At 75.2% G+C, this 18,673-nt stretch carries 14 protein-coding genes and 1 pseudogene; 11 read left to right on the top strand and 4 right to left on the bottom strand.

Annotated features, from left to right (window positions below; translation table 11 throughout):
- The first annotated feature begins 42 nt into the window (after positions 1 to 42).
- Positions 43 to 975, top strand: coding sequence for a DegV family protein (locus G1H19_RS06665; protein WP_152728433.1), 933 nt, complete (start codon positions 43 to 45; stop codon positions 973 to 975).
- Positions 976 to 1,021: 46 nt separating this feature from the next.
- On the opposite strand, the gene G1H19_RS06660 is transcribed toward G1H19_RS06665, so the two are convergent.
- Positions 1,022 to 2,617: a hypothetical protein gene (locus G1H19_RS06660; RefSeq protein WP_152728435.1), complete on the bottom strand. Its 1,596-nt coding sequence runs from the start codon at positions 2,615 to 2,617 to the stop codon at positions 1,022 to 1,024.
- Positions 2,618 to 2,710: 93 nt separating this feature from the next.
- Here G1H19_RS06660 and G1H19_RS06655 point away from each other — a divergent pair, with 93 nt between their 5' ends.
- From G1H19_RS06655 to holA, 3 genes and pseudogenes are all read left to right on the top strand, one after another.
- Positions 2,711 to 3,697 carry a ComEA family DNA-binding protein gene (locus G1H19_RS06655; RefSeq protein WP_162392636.1) on the top strand — a complete coding sequence of 329 codons (987 nt, stop codon included), beginning with the start codon at positions 2,711 to 2,713 and terminating at the stop codon, positions 3,695 to 3,697.
- A gap of 1,001 nt (positions 3,698 to 4,698) precedes the next feature.
- Positions 4,699 to 6,054 (top strand): annotated as a pseudogene (locus G1H19_RS24860) (ComEC/Rec2 family competence protein); the annotation flags it as partial.
- A gap of 452 nt (positions 6,055 to 6,506) precedes the next feature.
- Positions 6,507 to 7,574, top strand: coding sequence for a DNA polymerase III subunit delta (gene holA / locus G1H19_RS23035; protein ID WP_407647109.1), 1,068 nt, complete (start codon positions 6,507 to 6,509; stop codon positions 7,572 to 7,574).
- A 184-nt stretch (positions 7,575 to 7,758) separates the two neighbouring features.
- Here holA and rpsT read toward each other — a convergent pair whose 3' ends face one another.
- Complete coding sequence (gene rpsT, locus G1H19_RS06645) at positions 7,759 to 8,019, bottom strand: 30S ribosomal protein S20 (RefSeq protein WP_162392635.1); 261 nt, start codon at positions 8,017 to 8,019, stop codon at positions 7,759 to 7,761.
- Between the two features lie 295 nt (positions 8,020 to 8,314).
- On the opposite strand from rpsT, the gene G1H19_RS06640 reads away from it, so the two are divergent.
- The 5 genes from G1H19_RS06640 (at position 8,315) to G1H19_RS06620 (ending at position 15,127) form a co-directional block, all read left to right on the top strand.
- A complete protein-coding gene (locus G1H19_RS06640) occupies positions 8,315 to 9,700 on the top strand; it encodes a glycoside hydrolase family 36 protein (protein WP_152728439.1) in 1,386 nt (461 codons plus the stop codon).
- Between the two features lie 145 nt (positions 9,701 to 9,845).
- A complete protein-coding gene (locus G1H19_RS06635) occupies positions 9,846 to 11,198 on the top strand; it encodes an ABC transporter substrate-binding protein (RefSeq protein WP_202925842.1) in 1,353 nt (450 codons plus the stop codon).
- A 22-nt stretch (positions 11,199 to 11,220) separates the two neighbouring features.
- The gene (locus tag G1H19_RS23030; RefSeq protein ID WP_217269518.1) at positions 11,221 to 12,171 is read left to right on the top strand and encodes a carbohydrate ABC transporter permease; all 951 of its coding nucleotides are present in this window, start codon (positions 11,221 to 11,223) and stop codon (positions 12,169 to 12,171) included.
- Positions 12,168 to 13,076, top strand: coding sequence for a carbohydrate ABC transporter permease (locus tag G1H19_RS24425; protein WP_202925841.1), 909 nt, complete (start codon positions 12,168 to 12,170; stop codon positions 13,074 to 13,076). Before G1H19_RS23030 ends, G1H19_RS24425 begins: the two co-directional genes overlap by 4 nt.
- Positions 13,073 to 15,127, top strand: coding sequence for a beta-galactosidase (locus G1H19_RS06620; RefSeq protein WP_152728443.1), 2,055 nt, complete (start codon positions 13,073 to 13,075; stop codon positions 15,125 to 15,127). Before G1H19_RS24425 ends, G1H19_RS06620 begins: the two co-directional genes overlap by 4 nt.
- Before the next feature lie 8 nt (positions 15,128 to 15,135).
- Here the strand turns inward: G1H19_RS06620 and G1H19_RS06615 are convergent, their stop codons facing one another.
- Complete coding sequence (locus tag G1H19_RS06615; protein ID WP_152728445.1) at positions 15,136 to 15,342, bottom strand: hypothetical protein; 207 nt, start codon at positions 15,340 to 15,342, stop codon at positions 15,136 to 15,138.
- Positions 15,343 to 15,408: 66 nt separating this feature from the next.
- The gene (locus G1H19_RS06610) at positions 15,409 to 16,086 is read right to left on the bottom strand and encodes an aminoglycoside phosphotransferase family protein (protein WP_152728448.1); all 678 of its coding nucleotides are present in this window, start codon (positions 16,084 to 16,086) and stop codon (positions 15,409 to 15,411) included.
- A 78-nt stretch (positions 16,087 to 16,164) separates the two neighbouring features.
- Between G1H19_RS06610 and lepA the strand changes: the two genes are divergently transcribed.
- Both lepA and G1H19_RS06600 read left to right on the top strand, forming a co-directional pair.
- Positions 16,165 to 18,000, top strand: coding sequence for a translation elongation factor 4 (lepA, locus tag G1H19_RS06605; protein ID WP_235928028.1), 1,836 nt, complete (start codon positions 16,165 to 16,167; stop codon positions 17,998 to 18,000).
- Between the two features lie 17 nt (positions 18,001 to 18,017).
- The gene (locus tag G1H19_RS06600) at positions 18,018 to 18,650 is read left to right on the top strand and encodes an MOSC domain-containing protein (RefSeq protein WP_235928027.1); all 633 of its coding nucleotides are present in this window, start codon (positions 18,018 to 18,020) and stop codon (positions 18,648 to 18,650) included.
- Positions 18,651 to 18,673: the final 23 nt, after the last annotated feature.

Here is an 18,673-nt window from a genome sequence, read left to right as displayed (position 1 = left end):
ATGCCGCGAGAGCGCGCGCCGCGGGACCGATAGCCTCACCGGATGCGGGTCGCCGTGGTCACCGACTCCACGGCCTACCTGCCCCCGGAGCTGGTCGAGCGGCACGGCATCGAGGTCGTCCCGCTCTACGTGGTGCTGGCCGGACGGTCGGGCACCGAGGGCCGGGACGTCAGCCCGGCCGACGTGGCCCAGTCGCTGGCGGTGCGCGGCCAGCAGGTGTCCACCTCGCGGCCCACCCCGGGCGACTTCGTCACCGCCTACCGGCGCCGGCTCGCCGCCGGCGCCGACGCGATCGTCTCGGTGCACCTGTCCGGTGAGCTGTCGGGCACGTGGGACGCCGCCCGGCTCGCCGCGGCGCAGGTCGGGGAGCACGTCGTCACGGTGGTGGACTCCCGCTCGGCCGGGATGGGCGGTGGCTTCGCCGTGCTGGCCGCTGCCCGGGCCGCCGCCGCCGGTGCGGACGCGGCCGGGGTCGCGGCCGCGGCGCGGGAGACGGCCGCCGGCACCAGGACGTTCTTCGTCGTCGACACACTGGAGCACCTGCGCCGCGGCGGCCGGATCGGGTCGGCCGCAGCCGTGCTGGGCACCGCGCTCGCGGTGAAGCCGGTGCTGCACGTGGAGGACGGCCGGATCGTCGTGCTGGAGAAGGTGCGCACCAGCTCCCGTGCCCTGGCACGGCTGGTGCAGCGCGCCGTGGAGGTGGCCGGGGACTCGTCCGCCGTGGCGGTGCACCACCTGGCCGCCCCGGAGCGCGCCGAGCGGCTCGCCGAGCAGCTGCGCGAGCGCCTGCCGCACCTGACCGAGCTGCACGTCAGCGAGCTGGGCGCGGCCATCGGCGCGCACGTCGGACCCGGTGCGGTGGGCATCGTGGTGGACGCGCCGCGCCGCCCGGGCCCGCCGGACGGCGCCGGCGACACCCACCCGGGACCGGCCGGCTCCGGCGCCGAGCGACCGGCCGCCCCGTCCGACGACTGATCGGCGGCCCCCGACCCTGCCGCCGGCTGACCGGCGCGCGACCCGCTCAGCAGTGACCGGAGGGCAGCCAGGCGCTGGTGACCCGGTAGGTGCCCGGCTCGGCGGCGTCCAGCCGGACCCGGCCCTCGCCGTCGCCGGGGCGCAGGCACCCGTCCGGGCCGCGCACGGTCAGCGCCCGGTTCCAGAACAGCGACAGGTCGACCACCCCGGCGTGCTCGACGTCCAGCACCAGGCCCTCGCGGTCGGAGGACACCAGCGTCGCCGGGCCCTGCACCAGGTCGCCGCCCTGGACGGCGTAGAGCGTCCAGTCGGCGTCGCGCCACACCTGCTGCAGCCAGGGCTGCCCGGCCCGGACGATCGCGGCCTCCCGGTGGTCGGGCCAGTCGACCCGGGCCCGCGGCAGGGCGACGTAGCCCACCCCCCGCTCCAGCAGCCAGGCCCGGTAGCTGGCCGGGTCCAGCGAGCCGTCGTAGAACAGCGGGTTGCGGACCATGTCGACCTGGCGCAGCCATCCCCGCGCGATCGGGAACTCCTCGGCGACGGCCTGGGACTCCAGGTGGCTGTTCAGCGGGACGACCTCGACCCGGCCGACCGGCGTGCGCTCGCGCAGCGCAGCCAGCAGGCCGTCGGCCCGGGCGGTGGCCACCGGGGGACCGTCGTCGTTGAGGTCGGCGGGGACCAGCGGCGGCAGCACCCACACCACCAGCGCCGCCGCCAGCGCCAGCTCCACCGGACGCCGCGGACCGATCGCCACCACCAACGGCGGTGCGAAGAGCAGCACGATGCGGGTCAGGTTGGACCCCACCGGGTCGGGCAGCACCCAGACCAGGACCAGGGCCAGCAGGGTGAGCAGCACCCCGACGCGCACCGCGGGGTGGTCGCGGGCGGCGGCCAGGACGACCAGCAGCGCCAGCGCCATCCCCAGCACCTGGTGGCTGCTGGCACCGCTGAGCCCCTGCGCGGCGCCCAGCAGCGTCATCGCCAGCAGCGGCGCCAACGCGCCACCGGCCAGGCAGACGCTCTCCGGCAGCCGGGCGCGGACGCCCGCGCGCCCACCGGCGAGCAGCCAGGCGCCCGCGGGCACCAGCAGGAGCGCGCTGGCCACCGGGCTCAGCGCCCCGGCGAGCGCCGCGGCCGCGGCCACGCCGGTGCACCGCGCCACCCGCCGGGCCCGGGTGCGCGCCGGCAGCGTCAGCAGGCACAGCGCCCCCACCCCGGCCGCCGCGCCCATGCCGAACGTGATCCGCCCGGACAGCTGGTCGGCGGCGAACATCACCGCGGCCACCGCCGCTCCGGCGGCCGGGCGCCGGGTGCCCGAGCGCGCCAGCAGCACCCCGGTGAGCACCGAGCCGACCACCGTGCCGGCCACCCCGGCCCCGGCCACCCCGACCAGCGCCATCACCCACGGCGTCACCAGGCTGTAGGACACCGACGGGGTGCCGCCGTACCAGCTGAAGTCGACCGGTGAGCCGCTGTGGGAGGCGCCCCAGCCGGCCCAGAAGCGCTGGGCGACGATGTCGCCGCCGGCCACCGGCAGCAGTGGCACGGCCAGCGCCAACGGGACGCCGACCAGCAGTGCGACGGCGACGGCGCGGCGGGTGGGGGTCGAGGTGCACCGCCGGAGGATGGACCGAGACGGCACGGCGCTGGCTCCTCCTGTCCACATGCGGGGTCGTCGTCCACAGATCCTCACAGGTGGCTCCGCTGCCCGCCCGTCGCCCCTAGCGTCCGGCGGGTGCTGACCTCCCCACGCCGCTCCGACGACGCCGACGTGATCCGCGCCCGGCTGCGGGTGCTGCTCGACGAGGGCGGCGGGCCCCGCGGGTGGCTGCCCGACGACGAGGACGACCCCGCGCTGGTCGGTGAGCTCGCCCCGGCGCCGGACCCGGACGACGAACCGGACGATGACGATGACGAGGCCTCGTGGGACGCGGGGACCGTGCCGGTCCCCGCGGGGCGGCACGCGCCCGGGCGCCCGGTGCGGGTGGACCGACTGCGGGTGGACCGGCTGCGGGCGGCGCTGCCCGACGGCCTGGGCAGGCACCGGGCGCCGGGTGCGGCGGCCCGGGTCGACCCCGGCCGGCCCGGGGCGTGGGCGATGTGGGTCGTCGGGCTGCTCGCTGCACTGGCGGTGGCCGGCTGGAGCTGGCTGGGCCGCCCGGACGTCGAACCGGTGCCCGCCGGCGTCGACACGGTGCCCGCGGCGACGGCAGACGCCGCGCCGGGTCAGGCGCCCGCATCGGGCCAGGCGCCGGCACCGGGTCAGCCGCCGGGGACCGAGGCAGGCGTCGGCCCGTCGACGCCCGCAGTGGTGGTGGTCTCCGTGGTCGGGCTGGTGCGGACGCCCGGGCTGGTCTCCCTGCCGACGGGCTCCCGGGTGGCCGACGCCCTCACCGCCGCCGGCGGCCTGCTGCCCGAGGCCGACCCCGCGTCGGTCAACGCGGCCGCGCTGGTCGTCGACGGCCAGCAGATCGCGGTCGGTGTGCCCGGGGCGGCCGCGGCCCCGACGGCGGCGGGCGCGGCCACCAGCGGGCCGGTCGACCTGAACACGGCCACGGTGGCCGACCTGGACGCCCTGCCGGGCATCGGCCCGGTGCTGGCCCAGCGGATCGTCGACCACCGCACCAGCGAGGGCCCGTTCACCTCGATCGACCAGCTGGACGACGTGGAGGGCATCGGCCCGGTGGCGTTCGAGGAGCTGGCCCCCCTGGTCCGGGTGTGAGCGGCCCGCCGGCCGGAGACGCCGCACCGCCCGGGCGCCCCGGCAGGCCGTTCGCCGTGTGGCGCACTCCAGCGCCGGGGACTCGGGCGCGGGGGACCCGGGTGCGAGGGACCAGCGGGCAGGGCGCTCGGGGGCAGGGCGCTCGGGGGCAGGGCTCTGGGGGGCAGGGCTCTCGGGGACCGGTGGCTCGGGGAGAGGCAGCTCGGGGGCAGGTGGCTCGGGAGCCGGCGGCTCGGCGGCGGGCGACCAGGGTGCAGGGGGCGCAGGTGCGGCGGGCAGCGCCGGACGGGCGGTGGTCGTGGCTGGACGCCCGGCTGGTGCCGGCGGCGGCCACCGTCTGGGCCGTCACGCTCGCGGCCGCCCGGGTGTCGCCGGTGGTGCTCGCGGGGGTGGCGCTGGGGGCGGGCGCCGCAGCCGCACGGGTGCTCGGCTCCGCGCGCCCGAGGTGGCCCCGGGCCGGGCGTCATCCGGAGTGGCGGCGGCCGGCGGCCGTGGCCCTGGTGCTGACCGCGCTCGCGGTGACCTGCGCGCTCGGGGCGGTGCGGGGCCAGCTGCAGCGGGAGTCCGCGGTGCACCCGGTGGCCGCGGCCGGTGGCACGGTGGTCGCCGAGCTGGTGCTGCGGTCGGACCCGCGGCCGCTGCCCACCGCCGGTCCGGGGCGCGCCATCGCCGACGCCGACCTGACCCGGCTCGACCAGGGCGGGCGCAGCACCGGGCTCGGCGGCGACCCGGTGCTGCTGTTCGTCCCGGCCGACGGGTGGGTGGGGCTGCTGCCGGGGCAGCAACTGCGGGTCCGGGCCGAGGTCGCCGCGCCCCGGGAGCCCGGCGACGTCGTCGCGGTGCTGACCGTGCAGGGCCCGCCGGAGCTGCTCGGGGACGCGGGCTCGGTGCAGGAGCTGGCCGGCGCCGTACGCTCCGCGCTGGCCGACTCCGCGCAGCGGGTGCTGCCCGCGCCGGCCGCCGGCCTGCTGCCCGGGCTGGTCGTCGGCGACACCAGCGAGATGGACCCCGGTCTGGAGGACGAGTTCCGGGCGGCCGGGCTCTCCCACCTGACCGCGGTGTCCGGGGCGAACGTGGCGATCGTGCTCACCCTGCTGCTGTGGCCGCTGCGCCGGCGGCTGGTCGACCGGCGCTGGCAGGCGGTGGCCGGTGCGCTCGGCGTGCTGGGTTTCGTGGTGCTCGCCCGGCCCAGTGCCAGCGTCGTCCGCGCGGCGGCCATGGCCGGGGTGACCCTGCTGGCGCTCGCGTCGGGCCGGCCCCGCGCCGCCGTGCCGGCGCTGTGCGCCGCGGTCGTGGTGCTGCTGCTCGGCCGGCCCGGGTTCGCGACCGACCCGGGCTTCGCGCTGTCGGTGGCCGCGACGGCCGCGATCGTGCTGCTGTCCCCGGGCTGGGCCCGGGGCCTGCGGCGGCGCGGCGTGCCCGCACTGCTCGCCGACGCGCTGGCCGTGAGCGCCGCCGCCGGGGCGGCGACCGCCCCGCTGGTGGCCGGCCTCTCCGGTCAGGTGAGCCTGGTGTCCCTGCCGGCCAACCTGCTGGCCGCGCCGGCGGTGGCGCCGGCGACCGTGCTGGGCCTGCTCGCCGCCCTGCTCGCGCCGCTGGTGCCCGGCGTCGGCGACCTGCTGACCTGGTGCGCCGGCTGGCCGGTCCGGTGGCTGGTGCTGGTGGCCGAGCGTGCGGCCGCGGTGCCCGACGGCACGGCCCGCTGGCCGGCCGGCACGCTCGGCGCCGCGACCCTGACCGTGGTGCTCGTCGCGGTGGTGTGGGCGCTGGTGCGCTGGCCCCGGCTGCGGCCGCTGTCGCTGGCCGCGCTGGTCGGGGTGCTGGCCCTCGGCTGGCCGGTCCGGCAGGTCACCCGCGGCTGGCCGGTGCCCGACACCGTCGTGGTGGCGTGCGACGTCGGGCAGGGCGACGCGCTGGTGCTGCCCACCGGCCCCGGCAGCGGGGTGCTCGTCGACGCCGGCCCGGACCCGGGCCTGGTGGACGCCTGCCTGACCCGGCTGGGCATCGACGCCCTGCCGCTGGTGCTGCTCTCCCACCTGGACGCCGACCACGTCACCGGGCTGGCCGCCGCGCTGGACGGCCGCACGGTGGGGGAGGTGGCCACCGGCGCGCTGTCGCCGTCCGACGAGCGGGTACCGGCGCTGGACGAAGTCCTCCGGGACGCCGGTGTCGAGCGGGTGACCCTGCTGCCGGGGGACCACCGGCAGGTCGGGACCGCGACGTTCGAGGTGCTCGCACCCGATCCCGGACGGGCGACCGCCGCCGCGGACCCCAACGACCTCTCCATGGTGGTCCGGGCCACGCAGCGCGGGGTGCGCGTGCTGCTCACCGGAGACCTCGGCGCCGACTCCGAGCGCCGGGTGCTGGCCTCCGGTGCCGACCTGCGGGCCGACGTGCTCAAGGTGCCGCACCACGGCAGCGGCGACGTCGACCCGGACTTCCTCGCCGCGACCGGGGCCGCGGTGGCGCTGATCTCGGTCGCCGCGGACAACACCTACGGCCACCCCGCGCCGACGCTGCTCGCCGAGCTCGCCCGGGACGGGATGCGGGTGCTGCGCACCGACCAGGGCGGCGACCTGGCGGTGGCCGGGTCCGCCGGCGACTGGGGGGTGGCCGAACGGGGTCGCGGGACGGCACCGCGGGCCGCCCCCGGGGCTGCCACGCCGCCCGCCCCCGGACCACCGGCGTCACCGACGGCGACGGCCCGGTCGACGCCGCAGGCCCCCTGGCCGCGGGCACCGGGGAGCCCGACCCGGTCACCCGACCGACGACCGTGGCCAGCGCGGGGTCGGGCGTGGCCGGCCGGCCGGTGGGGGAGCAGGCGTTCCCGGCCGGGGCCGTCGGAGGTGCGTGGCACGATGCCCGGGTGGCTGCGACCCCGGTGGAACCGACGTCCCGGCTGCGGGTCGTGCTGGGTGAGGAGGAGCTGCTGCGGTCCCGCGCGGTCGCCGCCGTCCGGGCAGCCACCCGAGCCCGCGACCCGGACGCCGAGGAGCACGAGATGGCCGCGCTCGGGCTCCCGCTGGGCACGCTGGCCGACGCGCTGGCGCCCTCGCTGTTCGGTGGGCACCGGCTGGTCGTGGTCACCGGGGTGCACGAGGCCGCCGGCGCCCTGGTCGACGCGCTGGCCTCCTACGCGAAGGACCCGGACCCGACGCTGACCCTGGTGCTGGTGCACAACGGCGGCAAGCGCAACGAGGCGCTGGTGAAGGTCTTCCGCGCGGCGGGGGCGGCGGTCGACGACTGCCCGAAGGTGACCAGCGCCGGTGAGCGCATCGCCTTCGTGCGCAACGAGGTGCGGCTGCACGGCGGGCGGATCACCCCGGACGCCGTCACGGCCCTGGTGGAGGCGGTCGGCAACGACCTGCGCTCGCTGTCGGCGGCCGCCGGCCAGCTCGTCTCGGACTTCGGCGGCGTGGTCGACGCCGAGGCCGTCGCGCGCTTCCACCGGGGCCAGGCCGAGGTCACCGGGTTCACCGTGGCCGAGCGCGTCCTGGTGGGGGACACCGCCGGGTCGATCGAGATGCTGCGCTGGGCGCTGGACCGCGGCGTCCCGCACGTGCTCATCGCCGACGCGCTGGCCGACGGGGTGCGCACCGCCGCCCGGGTGGCCTCGGTGGGCAGCCGGGACGTCGGCGAGCTGGCCCGCACCCTGCGGCTGCCACCGTGGAAGGTGAAGAAGGCCCAGTCACAGGCCCGCGGGTGGTCCATCGAGGGGTTGCAGCAGTCGCTGGTGGTCACCGCCGAGCTCAACGCCGACGTGAAGGGCATGGCCGCCAGCGCCGACTACGCGCTCGAGCGGGCGGTGCGCCGGATCGTCGCGATCCGCTCCGACACGTCGGCGGCCCGCGCCGGCCGGGTCCCACCTCGCCGCTGAGCACCGCCCGGCGCCGCTGAGCACGGTCCCACGCCGCTCGGCGACGCTCAGTGGTGCCGGGCAGCACCGCACGCCGCCGGGCCCGGGCACGCCGTCCTGCCGCTCCAGGGCCGGGAACGCGACGAGCCCCCGTCCCGACGGGGGACAGGGGCTCGGGCACCACCGCGCGTGCGCGGCGGGGAGGTCAGAGAGCGGCGACGCGCTTGGCCAGGGCCGACTTGCGGTTGGCGGCCTGGTTGCGGTGGATGACGCCCTTGCTGGCGGCCTTGTCCAGCATCTTGCTGGTGGCCTGCAGAGCCGTGGTGGCGGCGTCCTTGTCACCGGACTCGGCCGCGGTGCGGAAGCGCCGGACCGACGTCTTGAGGGCGGAGCGCACCGCGACGTTGCGCTGGCGCGCGATCTCGTTGGTCTTGATCCGCTTGATCTGGGACTTGATGTTCGCCACGCGTGAGCCTCGGTTGTCTCGCAGGGAGGTGTACTTCTGACAGTGCGTCCGCGGCCAGCGTCGAGCCGCCGGCGGACCGGTCTCCCAAGGTACCAGTGACGTGGTCACCACGGCACACCCGGCTGCTCGCCCGGTACCTGGGCCGGCTGCTCGCCCGGCACCTGGGCGGCGTCGCCCCCCGGCCTCACGGACAGGCGCCTGGGTGCGGCCCGTGAGGCGGGCCCGTGCCAGCATGACCGACCATGACGACGCCTCCGTGTGCCCGCTCCCACCGAGCCGGACGGGCGGTCCTGCGATGACGTCCGGGCAGGGGCCCGGCGGTGCTGCGGCCACGACGGTGCAGGTCGAGGTCGACCCGGACGCCGCCCTGGTCTACGAGCACGGCTGGCAGTCGTGGAGCCCGACCGCTGCCTACCGGCTCGACGAGGACCCGTTCCGGCCGGTCAGCGACTTCCGCCGGGTGGGCAACTACCACCCCGACCGGGCGGCGCCCCAGGGCGCCTTCTGCGGGGAGGGCCTGCTGGCCGTCGACCCGGGCACCGGGGAGGGCGTCCACGTCTTCGGCGCGGTGGACCCGGCCGGGCCGGTGCCGCAGGTCACCGCCACGGTGCAGGACGGACACGTGGTCGTGCGCAGCACCGGGGAGTGCGCGCACCAGGTCGTGGACCCGGGCCCCGTCGGGGCGACCGCACCGGCCGGCGCGACCCGGCTGGACGTCGCGCTGGCCCGCTGGGCCGACGGCGTGGCCCGCACCGCGGGCGTGCCGCCGCTGCGGGCGGCGCCCACGGTGTGGTGCTCCTGGTACCACTACTACACGCGGGTCACCCAGGACGACGTCGAGGAGAACCTGCAGGCGATCGAGGACCTCGCGCTGCCCGTGGACGTCGTGCAGATCGACGACGGGTACCAGGCCGAGATCGGGGACTGGCTGACCCTGTCCGACCGCTTCTCCTCCCTGGCGGACGTGGTCGACCGGATCCGGGCGCGGGGCCGGCGCGCCGGCATCTGGGTCGCGCCGTTCCTGGTGGGTGCCCGGTCGGCGACGGCGCGCGAGCACCCCGGGTGGCTGGTCGGCGGGGCGGAGCCCGCGGAGGGCTGGGACCAGGCACTGGCTGCCCTGGACGTCACCAGCCCCGGGGTGGAGGACCACCTGCGTGAGGTGTTCGGCACGCTGCGGTCCCTCGGCATCGACTACTTCAAGATCGACTTCCTGTACGCCGGGGCGATGGAGGGGCAGCGCGCCGACCCGGCCGTCACCGGCGTCCCGGCCTACCGCCGCGGGCTCGAGGTGATCCGCGAGGCCATCGGACCGGAGTCCTACCTGCTCGGCTGCGGGGCCCCGGTCCTGCCCAGCGTGGGCCTGGTCGACGCCATGCGGATCGGGCCGGACATCGACGCCCGGTACGAGCCGTCGGACGGCGACCTGTCCCAGCCCTCCCAGCGGGCGGCCGCCCAGAACAGCCGCTGGCGGGCCTGGCAGCAGGGCCGGTTCTGGGTCAACGACGCCGACTGCCTCGTCGCCGGGCCGCACGTGGAGCGACGGGAGGACTGGGCGGACGTCGTCGAGCGGTTCAGCGGCCTGCGGGCCAGCAGCGACCGGCTGGTCGACCTCGACGAGTGGGGTCTGCAGACCACGCGCCGGCTGCTGGCGGACAGTCCGGTGGACCCGTTCGTGCCCTGAGGGATCGCAACTCCCCGCTCGCCGACCGGCCGACCGGCGGTCGGGGAGGGCCCCCGCCGTCCGCGCAGATCACGGACTGGTGACGGCCCATTGACGCGATCGTCACGTCTCCGCAACCTGTGGGACACATCCCTCTCTCGACGTTGTGGAGTCCTCCCTGATGTACCGGCGCACCCTGACCGCGGCCCTCGCCGCCGTCCCCCTGGTCCTGCTCTCCGCCTGCGGCGGTGGTGGTGACGACGCGGACGGCGGCAGCGGCTCGGCGGCCGCGTGCGAGCCGTCGGGTGAGGACGTCGAGCTGACGTTCGTGACCTGGGTGCCCGGGATGGACCAGGTGGTCGAGCTGTGGAACCAGAAGAACCCGGACATCCAGGTGACGGTGCAGGAGACCCCGGCCGGCAACGCGGGCACGTACAACAACCTGTTCAACGGCCTGGAGGCCGGCACGTCCCCGGACCTCAGCCAGATCGAGTACGACTCGCTGTCCAGCTTCCGGCTGCAGGACGGCCTGACCGACATCTCGGCCTGCCCGGGCGTCGCGGACGCCGAGGGCCAGTTCGCGGACTGGACCTGGCAGCAGACCAAGCTCGGCGACGACGGCGTCTACGCGATCCCGCAGGACAGCGGCCCGATGGCCCTGTACTACCGCAAGGACCTCTTCGACCAGGCCGGCATCACCACGCCGCCGACGACCTGGGATGCCTACTACGAGGCCGCCAAGCAGCTCAAGCAGGCGACCGGCGCGTACATCACGCACTTCCCGCAGGCCGACGCCAACTGGTTCACCGGTCTGCTCTGGCAGCGCGGTGCCAGCCTCTTCGAGCTCGACGGCGACCAGGTCCGGGTCACCGTGGACAGCCCCGAGGCGCAGGAGGTGGCGCAGTACTGGCAGCGCATGATCGACGAGGACCTCGTCGCCACCAACCTGCAGGGCTTCTCCCCGGAGCTGTACGCGGCCTGGACCAACGGGTCGGTGGCCAGCTGGCCGTCGGCGGCGTGGGGCTACTCCACCATCCGCGACAACGCCGCCTCCACGACCGGGAAGTGGGCCGTCGCCGACCTGCCGCAGTGGGCCGAGGGTGACCAGGCGGCCGGCAACTGGGGTGGCTCGACCACCGCGGTGCTGTCCAGCAGCGACCACCCGGCCGAGGCCGCGGAGTTCGCGCTGTGGCTGAACACCGACCCCGAGGCGCTGGCGCTGGAGAACGAGCTGGGTGGCCTGTACCCGGCCGCGACCGCCGGTGCCGACCTGCCCGCCCTGGAGCAGGGCATCGAGTTCTACGGCGGCCAGACGATCTTCGACGTCTTCAACGCCGCCGCCGGCGAGGTCGACACCGACTTCACGTGGGGTCCGACCATGACCGACACCTACACCGCCATGAGCGACGGCTTCACCGACGCGCTCAACGGCCAGGGCACCCTGGTGGACACGCTCACCGCTGCCGAGTCCGCGTCGCGCGAGTCGCTCGAGGCGCAGGGCGTCCCGGTCGCGGACTGACCCGGCCGACACCCGAAGCATCGTGGCCACCGTCATCGAACCGGCCACGGCCGACCCGTCCGCCGGCGCCCCCGCGCGCCGGCGGACGGGTCGGCCGGGCCGCTCCAACCGCGCGTGGATCGGCTTCGTCCTGCCGTTCCTCGTCCCCTTCGTGCTCTTCTACGTCGTCCCCATCTGCTATGCGATCGGGCAGAGCCTCACCAAGACCGAGCGCACCGGCGGCATCTTCGGCGAGGCGACCACCCGGTTCGCCGGCCTGGAGCAGTACGGCCGGGTCTTCAGCGACCCGGGGTTCCGCGAGGGTGTCGGGCGGGTGCTGCTCTTCGGCGTCGTCCAGGTGCCGGTGATGCTCGGGTTCGCCCTGCTGCTGGCCCTGTTGCTGGACTCCACGGCGGCCCGGCTCAACCGCTTCTTCCGGATCGCGTACTTCCTGCCGTACGCCATCCCCGGGGTCATCGCGGCGCTGATGTGGGCCTTCCTCTACAGCCCGCAGCTGAGCCCGATCGTCAAGGCGCTGGACGACGGGGGGATCGGCATCGACTTCCTCGGTTCCGGCACCATCCTGTGGTCCATCGCCAACGTGGTGACCTGGACCTACACCGGCTACAACATGCTGATCATCTTCGCCGCCCTGCAGGCCATCCCGCAGTCGGTCTACGAGGCGGCCAAGGTCGACGGCGCCGGTGCCCTGCGCACCGCCTGGTCGATCAAGGTCCCGCTCGTCCTGCCGGCGCTGGTCCTCACCGCCGTCTTCTCGATCATCGGGACGCTCCAGCTGTTCACCGAACCGGTGGTCTTCCGCGCCATCTCCACCAACGTGCCGTCGGACTTCACGCCCAACCTGCTGGCGTTCAACACCGCCAGCGCGAACAACTACCCGCTGGCGGCGGCCATGTCGGTGGTGCTCGCCCTGGCGACGTTCATCCTGTCCTCGACCTTCCTGCGCTCGACGTCCAAGCGGGCCGGGCTGTGAGCGGCAGCCTGGCGCAGCGGGCGTCCCGGGCGCAGGCCTCGGCCCGGCAGGACGGCCGCCGCTCCACCACCGACTCCCCGCTGGCCATCGGCATCGCGATGGTGCTGCTGATCATCGCCGCCGTGTACTTCCTGGTGCCGATCTACTGGCTGGTCGTCAACGCGACGAAGACCCAGCCGGACCTCATCGGGTCCAACGGCTTCCTGTTCAGCACCTGGAACCTCGGCAGGAACCTGTCCGACCTGTTCTCCCGCAGCGACGGCATCTTCCTGCGCTGGGGCCTCAACAGCCTGCTGTACGCCGGGCTCGGTGCCGCCGTCGGCACGTTCCTGTCGGCGATGGCCGGCTACGCGCTGGCCAAGTACAGCTTCCGCGGCCGGGAGGCGCTGTTCACCCTGATCCTGGGCGGGGTGCTCGTGCCGGCGACGGCGCTGGCGCTCCCGCTGTTCCTGATCTTCGCCCGGGTGGGTCTCACCGACACGTACTGGTCGGTCTTCCTGCCCAGCGTGGTCAGCCCGTTCGGGGTGTACCTGTCCCGGATCTTCGCCGCCGCCTCGGTGCCCGACGAGCTGATCGACGCGGCCCGGCTGGACGGCGCCAGCGAGTGGCGGGTGTTCGTGACGGTCGGGCTGCGGCTGATGAGCCCGGCGCTGGTGACGATCTTCCTGTTCCAGTTCGTGGTCATCTGGAACAACTTCCTGCTGCCGCTGATCATGCTGCGCAGCTCCGAGCTGTGGCCGATCACCTACGGCCTGTTCTCCTGGCAGTCGCAGGTCTCCCGCGACCCGTCCCTGCAGATCCTCACGGTGACCGGCTCGCTGGTCTCCGTGATCCCGCTGATCGTCACCTTCCTGGCGCTGCAGCGGTACTGGCAGGCGGGCCTCACGGCCGGGTCGGACCGATGAGCGTGGCGCGGCCGGCGGCGGGCCGCTGGCCCACCGACTCGATCTCCTTCGGCGGGGACTACAACCCCGAGCAGTGGTCGCCGGAGGTCTGGGTCGAGGACGTCGCCCTCATGCGCGAGGCCGGGGTCGACCTGGTCACCGTCGGGGTGTTCAGCTGGGCGCTGCTGGAGCCCGAGCCCGGCCGGTACGAGTTCGGCTGGCTGGACCAGGTGCTGGACCTGCTGCACGCCGGCGGGATCCGCGTCGACCTGGCCACCGCGACCGCGTCGGCGCCGCCCTGGCTGGCGCGGCTGCACCCGGAGGTGCTGCCGGTCGCCGAGGACGGCACCCGGTACGCCATCGGCGGCCGGCAGACCTGGTGCCCGTCCTCACCGGTCTACCGGGAACGCTCCCTGCTGCTCGTGGAGCAGCTGGCCGCCCGCTACGGGCAGCACCCGGCCCTGGCGATGTGGCACGTGAGCAACGAGCTGGGCTGCCACAACGTGCACTGCTTCTGCGACGTGTCGGCGACGGCGTTCCGGGCCTGGCTGCAGCGCCGGTACGGCACCGGCGAGGCCGGGCTGGCCGAGCTGAACCGGGCGTGGGGCACCGCGTTCTGGAGCCAGCACTACGGCGACTGGGCGGAGGTCGGCGTGCCCCGGCGGACGACGGCCACCGGCAACCCCACGCAGCGGCTGGACTTCCTGCGCTTCTCCTCCGACGCGCTGCTGGAGCAGTACGAGGCCGAGGCCTCCGTGCTGCGCCGGGTCACCCCCGAGGTCCCGGTCACCACGAACTTCATGGTGACCAGCCACCAGTGGGCGATGGACTACGGCACCTGGGCGGCCGGGCAGGACGTCGTCTCCAACGACCACTACCTCGACCACCGGCTGCCCGACCCGCACGCCGAGCTGTCCTTCTGCGCCGACCTCACCCGCGGCCTGGCCGGCGGGGGGCCGTGGTTGCTCATGGAGCAGGCGACCTCCGCGGTCAACTGGCAGCCGGTGAACGTGGCCAAGCGACCCGGCGAGACGCTGCGGGACAGCCTGGTGCACGTGGCGCGGGGCGCCGACGGGGTCTGCTTCTTCCAGTGGCGGGCCAGCGTGGCCGGGGCGGAGAAGTACCACTCCGCGCTGCTGCCGCACGCCGGCACCCGCACGCGGCTCTGGCGGGAGGTCCGCGAGCTCGGCCGGGCGCTGCGGAGCATCGACGAGGTCCGCGGCACCCGGGTGCAGGCGGACGTGGCGCAGCTGTTCGACCACCAGGCCTGGTGGGCGTGTGACGCACCGAACCGGCCCAGCGAGCTGATGGGCTACACCGACGCCGGCCGGGCGGTGCACCGCGCGCTGCGGGCCGCGGGCGTGACGTCCGACGTGGTGCCGGTGGCGACGCCGGACCTCGCCGGGGTGCTCGCCGCCCACCGCGTCGTGGTCGTGCCGACGCTGCACCTGTGCACCGACGCGACGGCGGCCGCCGTCGCCGACGCGGCCGCGGCGGGCGCCACCGTGGTCGTCACCTGCTCCTCCGGCATCGTCGACGAGGACGACCACGTGCGACCGGGTGGCTACCCCGGTGCCTTCGCCGACCTGACCGGCGTGCGGATGGACCAGTTCCACCCGCTGCCGGCCGGGGAGCGCCTGGAGCTGGAGAACGGCTGGGCGGGCACGGTGTGGTCGGAGGAGGGCACGGTCGACGACGACGTCGAGGTGGTCGCCCGGGTCACCGCCGGCCCGCTGCCCGGTCAGCCGGCGGTCACCCGCCGCCCGCTGCCCGGCGGTGGCGCCGCCTGGTACGTCGCCACCCAGCTGGACGACGCCTCGTGGGCTGCGCTGCTGGACCGGGTGCTGCAGGAGGTCGGCGTGGGCCCCGCAGCGGTGGCGCCCGCCGGGGTCGAGGTCGTCCGGCGGGTGTCGGCCGACGGCGAGCGCTCCTACCTGTTCTGCCTGGACCACACGGGTGCCGAGCAGCGGGTGGCCGCCCGGGGCGTCGAGCTGATCACCGGCGCCACCGTCGACGGCGAGGTCACGGTGCCGGCGCGAGGTGCCGCGGTGGTGCGCGAGACCGCCGGCTGACCTGCGGGTCAGCCGGCGGTGCGGCGCACCAGCCAGTCCAGGCAGGCGTCGTGGAACCGGCGCTGGAACGCCCGCAGCGTCGGCAGCCCCGGCGGGGGCGGTTGCCGCATCCGGTGCGCCCACATGCCCATCAGGCCGGCGAGCAGGTCGGTGACGTCGGCCGGGTCGGCGGCGGAGACCAGCGGGCTGGCGGCGACCAGCTCCTCCGGGTCCACGCCGCCGTGGCCTCGTCCAGGGGCCCGCGGCGAGCTTGCGAGTCGTGGGGAGGACGAGGTCCTTTCTCAGTCGAGGAGCACGAGTTCGCCGTCCGGGGCGATCAGCAGGTTGTCCGCCCGCAGGTCCAGGTGCACCAGGGTGTCGCCCTCCAGGCCACCCCGGTCGGCCAGCCGCTGCTCGGCACCGGCCAGCCAGTCCAGCCGGTCGCGCTCCCACGGGTCCAGGTCCGGGGCGTCGCCGAGCTCCCGCCAGCCGGCGAACGGCCCGGCCAGGCCCTCGGCCAGCGACCGCAGTCCGGGCACCGGGCAGGGGGTGGCGGAGCGGCCGAACCGGTCGACCGCCCGCATCGCCGTCCGGGCGCGGTCGGTGGTCCAGGGCAGGGCGGGTGGTGCGCCGTCCTGGACGTCGAAGAGCAGCGCGATCCAGTCGCCGCCGTCGTCGGACCACTCGACCTGGTCGCGGAGCCGGGGGACCGGCAGCCGGCCGGGCAGCGCGGCGGTCACCCGCCCCTCCGCCCGGAGGATGTCCACCGAGTCGGCGTTCACCGGGGTGCCGACCGCCTTGACGAACGCCCGGCGGCCGTCGGCGCAGGTCAGCACGGCGGCCGGGCCGGGGGAGAAGCCACCCTGCCGGGGTGAGACGCCGGTCACCGGCGACCCGAGTGCGGCGTCGACCGCGGCACGGAGCCCGGCCGGGAGTGCGGCGTAGGGCAGGCGCGGGCTGCCGGGGAGGGCGGGGGGCATGTCGAGCAGGATCCGGGGAGCCGCGCCGCGAGGCGAGCTCTTTACCGCGCGCGCGGGCGTGGGACCATGGCAGGCACTGTGACTGAACCAGCCCGTACGGACCCGGCCCGCATCCGGAACTTCTGCATCATCGCCCACATCGACCACGGCAAGTCGACGCTGGCCGACCGGATGCTCGAGGTGACCGGCATCGTCGAGGGGCGCAACATGCGCGCCCAGTACCTCGACCGGATGGACATCGAGCGCGAGCGCGGCATCACGATCAAGGCGCAGAACGTGCGGCTGCCCTGGCGCACCGCGCCGGACACCGACGACGCCGGCATCGTGCTGCACATGATCGACACCCCGGGGCACGTCGACTTCACCTACGAGGTGTCCCGGTCGCTGGCCGCCTGCGAGGGTGCGGTGCTGCTGGTCGACGCCGCGCAGGGCATCGAGGCCCAGACGCTGGCCAACCTGTACCTGGCGCTGGAGAACGACCTCACGATCATCCCGGTGCTCAACAAGATCGACCTGCCGGCCGCGCAGCCGGAGAAGTTCGCCGAGGAGATCGCGCACATCATCGGCTGCGAGCCCGACGACGTGCTGCGGGTCAGCGGCAAGACCGGGGTCGGCGTCCCGGAGCTGCTGGACGAGATCGTGGCGAAGATCCCGGCGCCCACCGGCGACGCCGACGGCCCGGCGCGGGCGCTGATCTTCGACTCGGTCTACGACATCTACCGCGGCGTGATCACCTACGTCCGCGTGGTCGACGGCCGGATCTCCGGCCGCGAGAAGATCAAGATGATGTCCAACGGCGTCACCCACGAGCTGCTGGAGATCGGCGTCATCTCCCCGGACCCCAAGCCGGTGGAGTCCCTCGGCGTGGGGGAGGTCGGCTACTTCATCACCGGGGTGAAGGACGTCCGGCAGTCCCGGGTCGGGGACACCGTCACCCTGCAGCACAAGGCGGCGGCCGAGAGCCTGGGCGGCTACCGCGACCCCAAGCCGATGGTCTACTCCGGCCTGTACCCGATCGACGGCAGCGAGTACCCGCTGCTGCGCGAGGCGCTGGACAAGCTGCTGCTCAACGACGCCGCCCTGGTCTACGAGCCGGAGACGTCGGCGGCGCTGGGCTTCGGCTTCCGGGTCGGTTTCCTGGGCCTGCTGCACCTGGAGATCGTGCGCGAGCGGCTGGAGCGGGAGAGTGGGCTGAGCCTGATCTCCACCGCGCCCAACGTCGTCTACCGGGTGGTGATGGAGGACGGCACCGAGCTGGTCGTCACCAACCCCAGCGACTGGCCGCACGGCAAGATGGAGAAGATCTTCGAGCCGATCGTCAAGGCCACGTTGATCGCCCCCAGCGACTACACCGGCGCGATCATGGAACTCTGCCAGGGCCGCCGCGGCGCGCTGACCGGGATGGACTACCTGTCCGAGTCCCGGGTCGAGCTGCGCTACACCCTGCCGCTGGGCGAGATCATCTTCGACTTCTTCGACGCGCTGAAGTCGCGCACCCGCGGCTACGCGTCGCTGGACTACCAGGAGGCCGGCGAGCAGGAGTCGCAGCTGGTCAAGGTGGACATCCTGCTGCAGGGCGAGGCCGTGGACGCCTTCTCGGCGATCGTGCACAAGGACAAGGCCTACGCCTACGGCGTGATGATGGCCGGCAAGCTCCGCGAGCTGATCCCGCGCCAGCAGTTCGAGGTGCCCATCCAGGCCGCGATCGGCGCCCGGGTCATCGCCCGCGAGACCATCCGCGCCATCCGCAAGGACGTGCTGGCCAAGTGCTACGGCGGTGACATCAGCCGCAAGCGGAAGCTGCTGGAGAAGCAGAAGGAGGGCAAGAAGCGGATGAAGATGGTCGGCCGCGTCGAGGTCCCCCAGGAGGCGTTCGTCGCCGCGCTCTCCAACGCCGAGCCGTCCAAGAAGTGAGCGGCACGGGAGCACGCGTGAGCGCCGTCTGCGTGGTCGGCGAGCTGCTCCCGCTGCCGGGGAAGCGACCGGCCACCAGCGGCATCGACAAGCGGCCCGTCGCCGGCCGGGTCGCCGTCGGCGAGCTCGGCCTGGACGGCGACGTGCAGGTCAACAAGAAGCACCACGGCGGCGAGGGCCAGGCCGTGTACGCCTACGCCCAGGCCGACGCCGACCACTGGGCGGCCGAGCTGGACCGGGAACTGCCGCCCGGGCGCTTCGGGGAGAACCTGCGCACCGAGGGCCTGGACCTGGTCGGTGCGGTGGTGGGGGAACGCTGGCGGATCGGCACCGCGCTGTTCGAGGTGACCGCGCCGCGCACGCCCTGCGCCAACTTCGCCCGCTGGTGGGACGTGCCCGACCTGGTGAAGCGGTTCGCCCGGCACGGCGCGACCGGGGCCTACCTGCGGGTGCTGGAGACCGGTGAGCTGGGGGCCGGTGACGCCGTGCAGGTGGTCGCCCGCCCCGACCACGGCATCACGCTCGGGGAGCAGTTCCTGATCACGACGTTCCAGAAGCACCGCGTCGCCGAGCTGGCCCCGGTGCTGCCGTACGTGCCGGTCAAGGACCGGGCGCGGCTCGAGCAGCGGATCGCGGCCCGGCTGCGCTGACCTGCACCGTCCGGCGCGCTACT

It is taken from the genome of Goekera deserti (assembly GCF_010685995.1).
GTDB lineage: Bacteria > Actinomycetota > Actinomycetes > Mycobacteriales > Geodermatophilaceae > Goekera > Goekera deserti.
This window is presented reverse-complemented; position numbering and strand designations above follow the sequence as displayed.

Coding starts and splice junctions, on each gene's coding strand:
- G1H19_RS06665 (WP_152728433.1), top strand. CDS start 43: ATGCGGGTCGCCGTGGTCACCGACTCCACGGCCTACCTGCCCCCGGAG.
- G1H19_RS06640 (WP_152728439.1), top strand. CDS start 8,315: ATGACGTCCGGGCAGGGGCCCGGCGGTGCTGCGGCCACGACGGTGCAG.
- G1H19_RS06620 (WP_152728443.1), top strand. CDS start 13,073: ATGAGCGTGGCGCGGCCGGCGGCGGGCCGCTGGCCCACCGACTCGATC.
- G1H19_RS06610 (WP_152728448.1), bottom strand. CDS start 16,086: ATGCCCCCCGCCCTCCCCGGCAGCCCGCGCCTGCCCTACGCCGCACTC.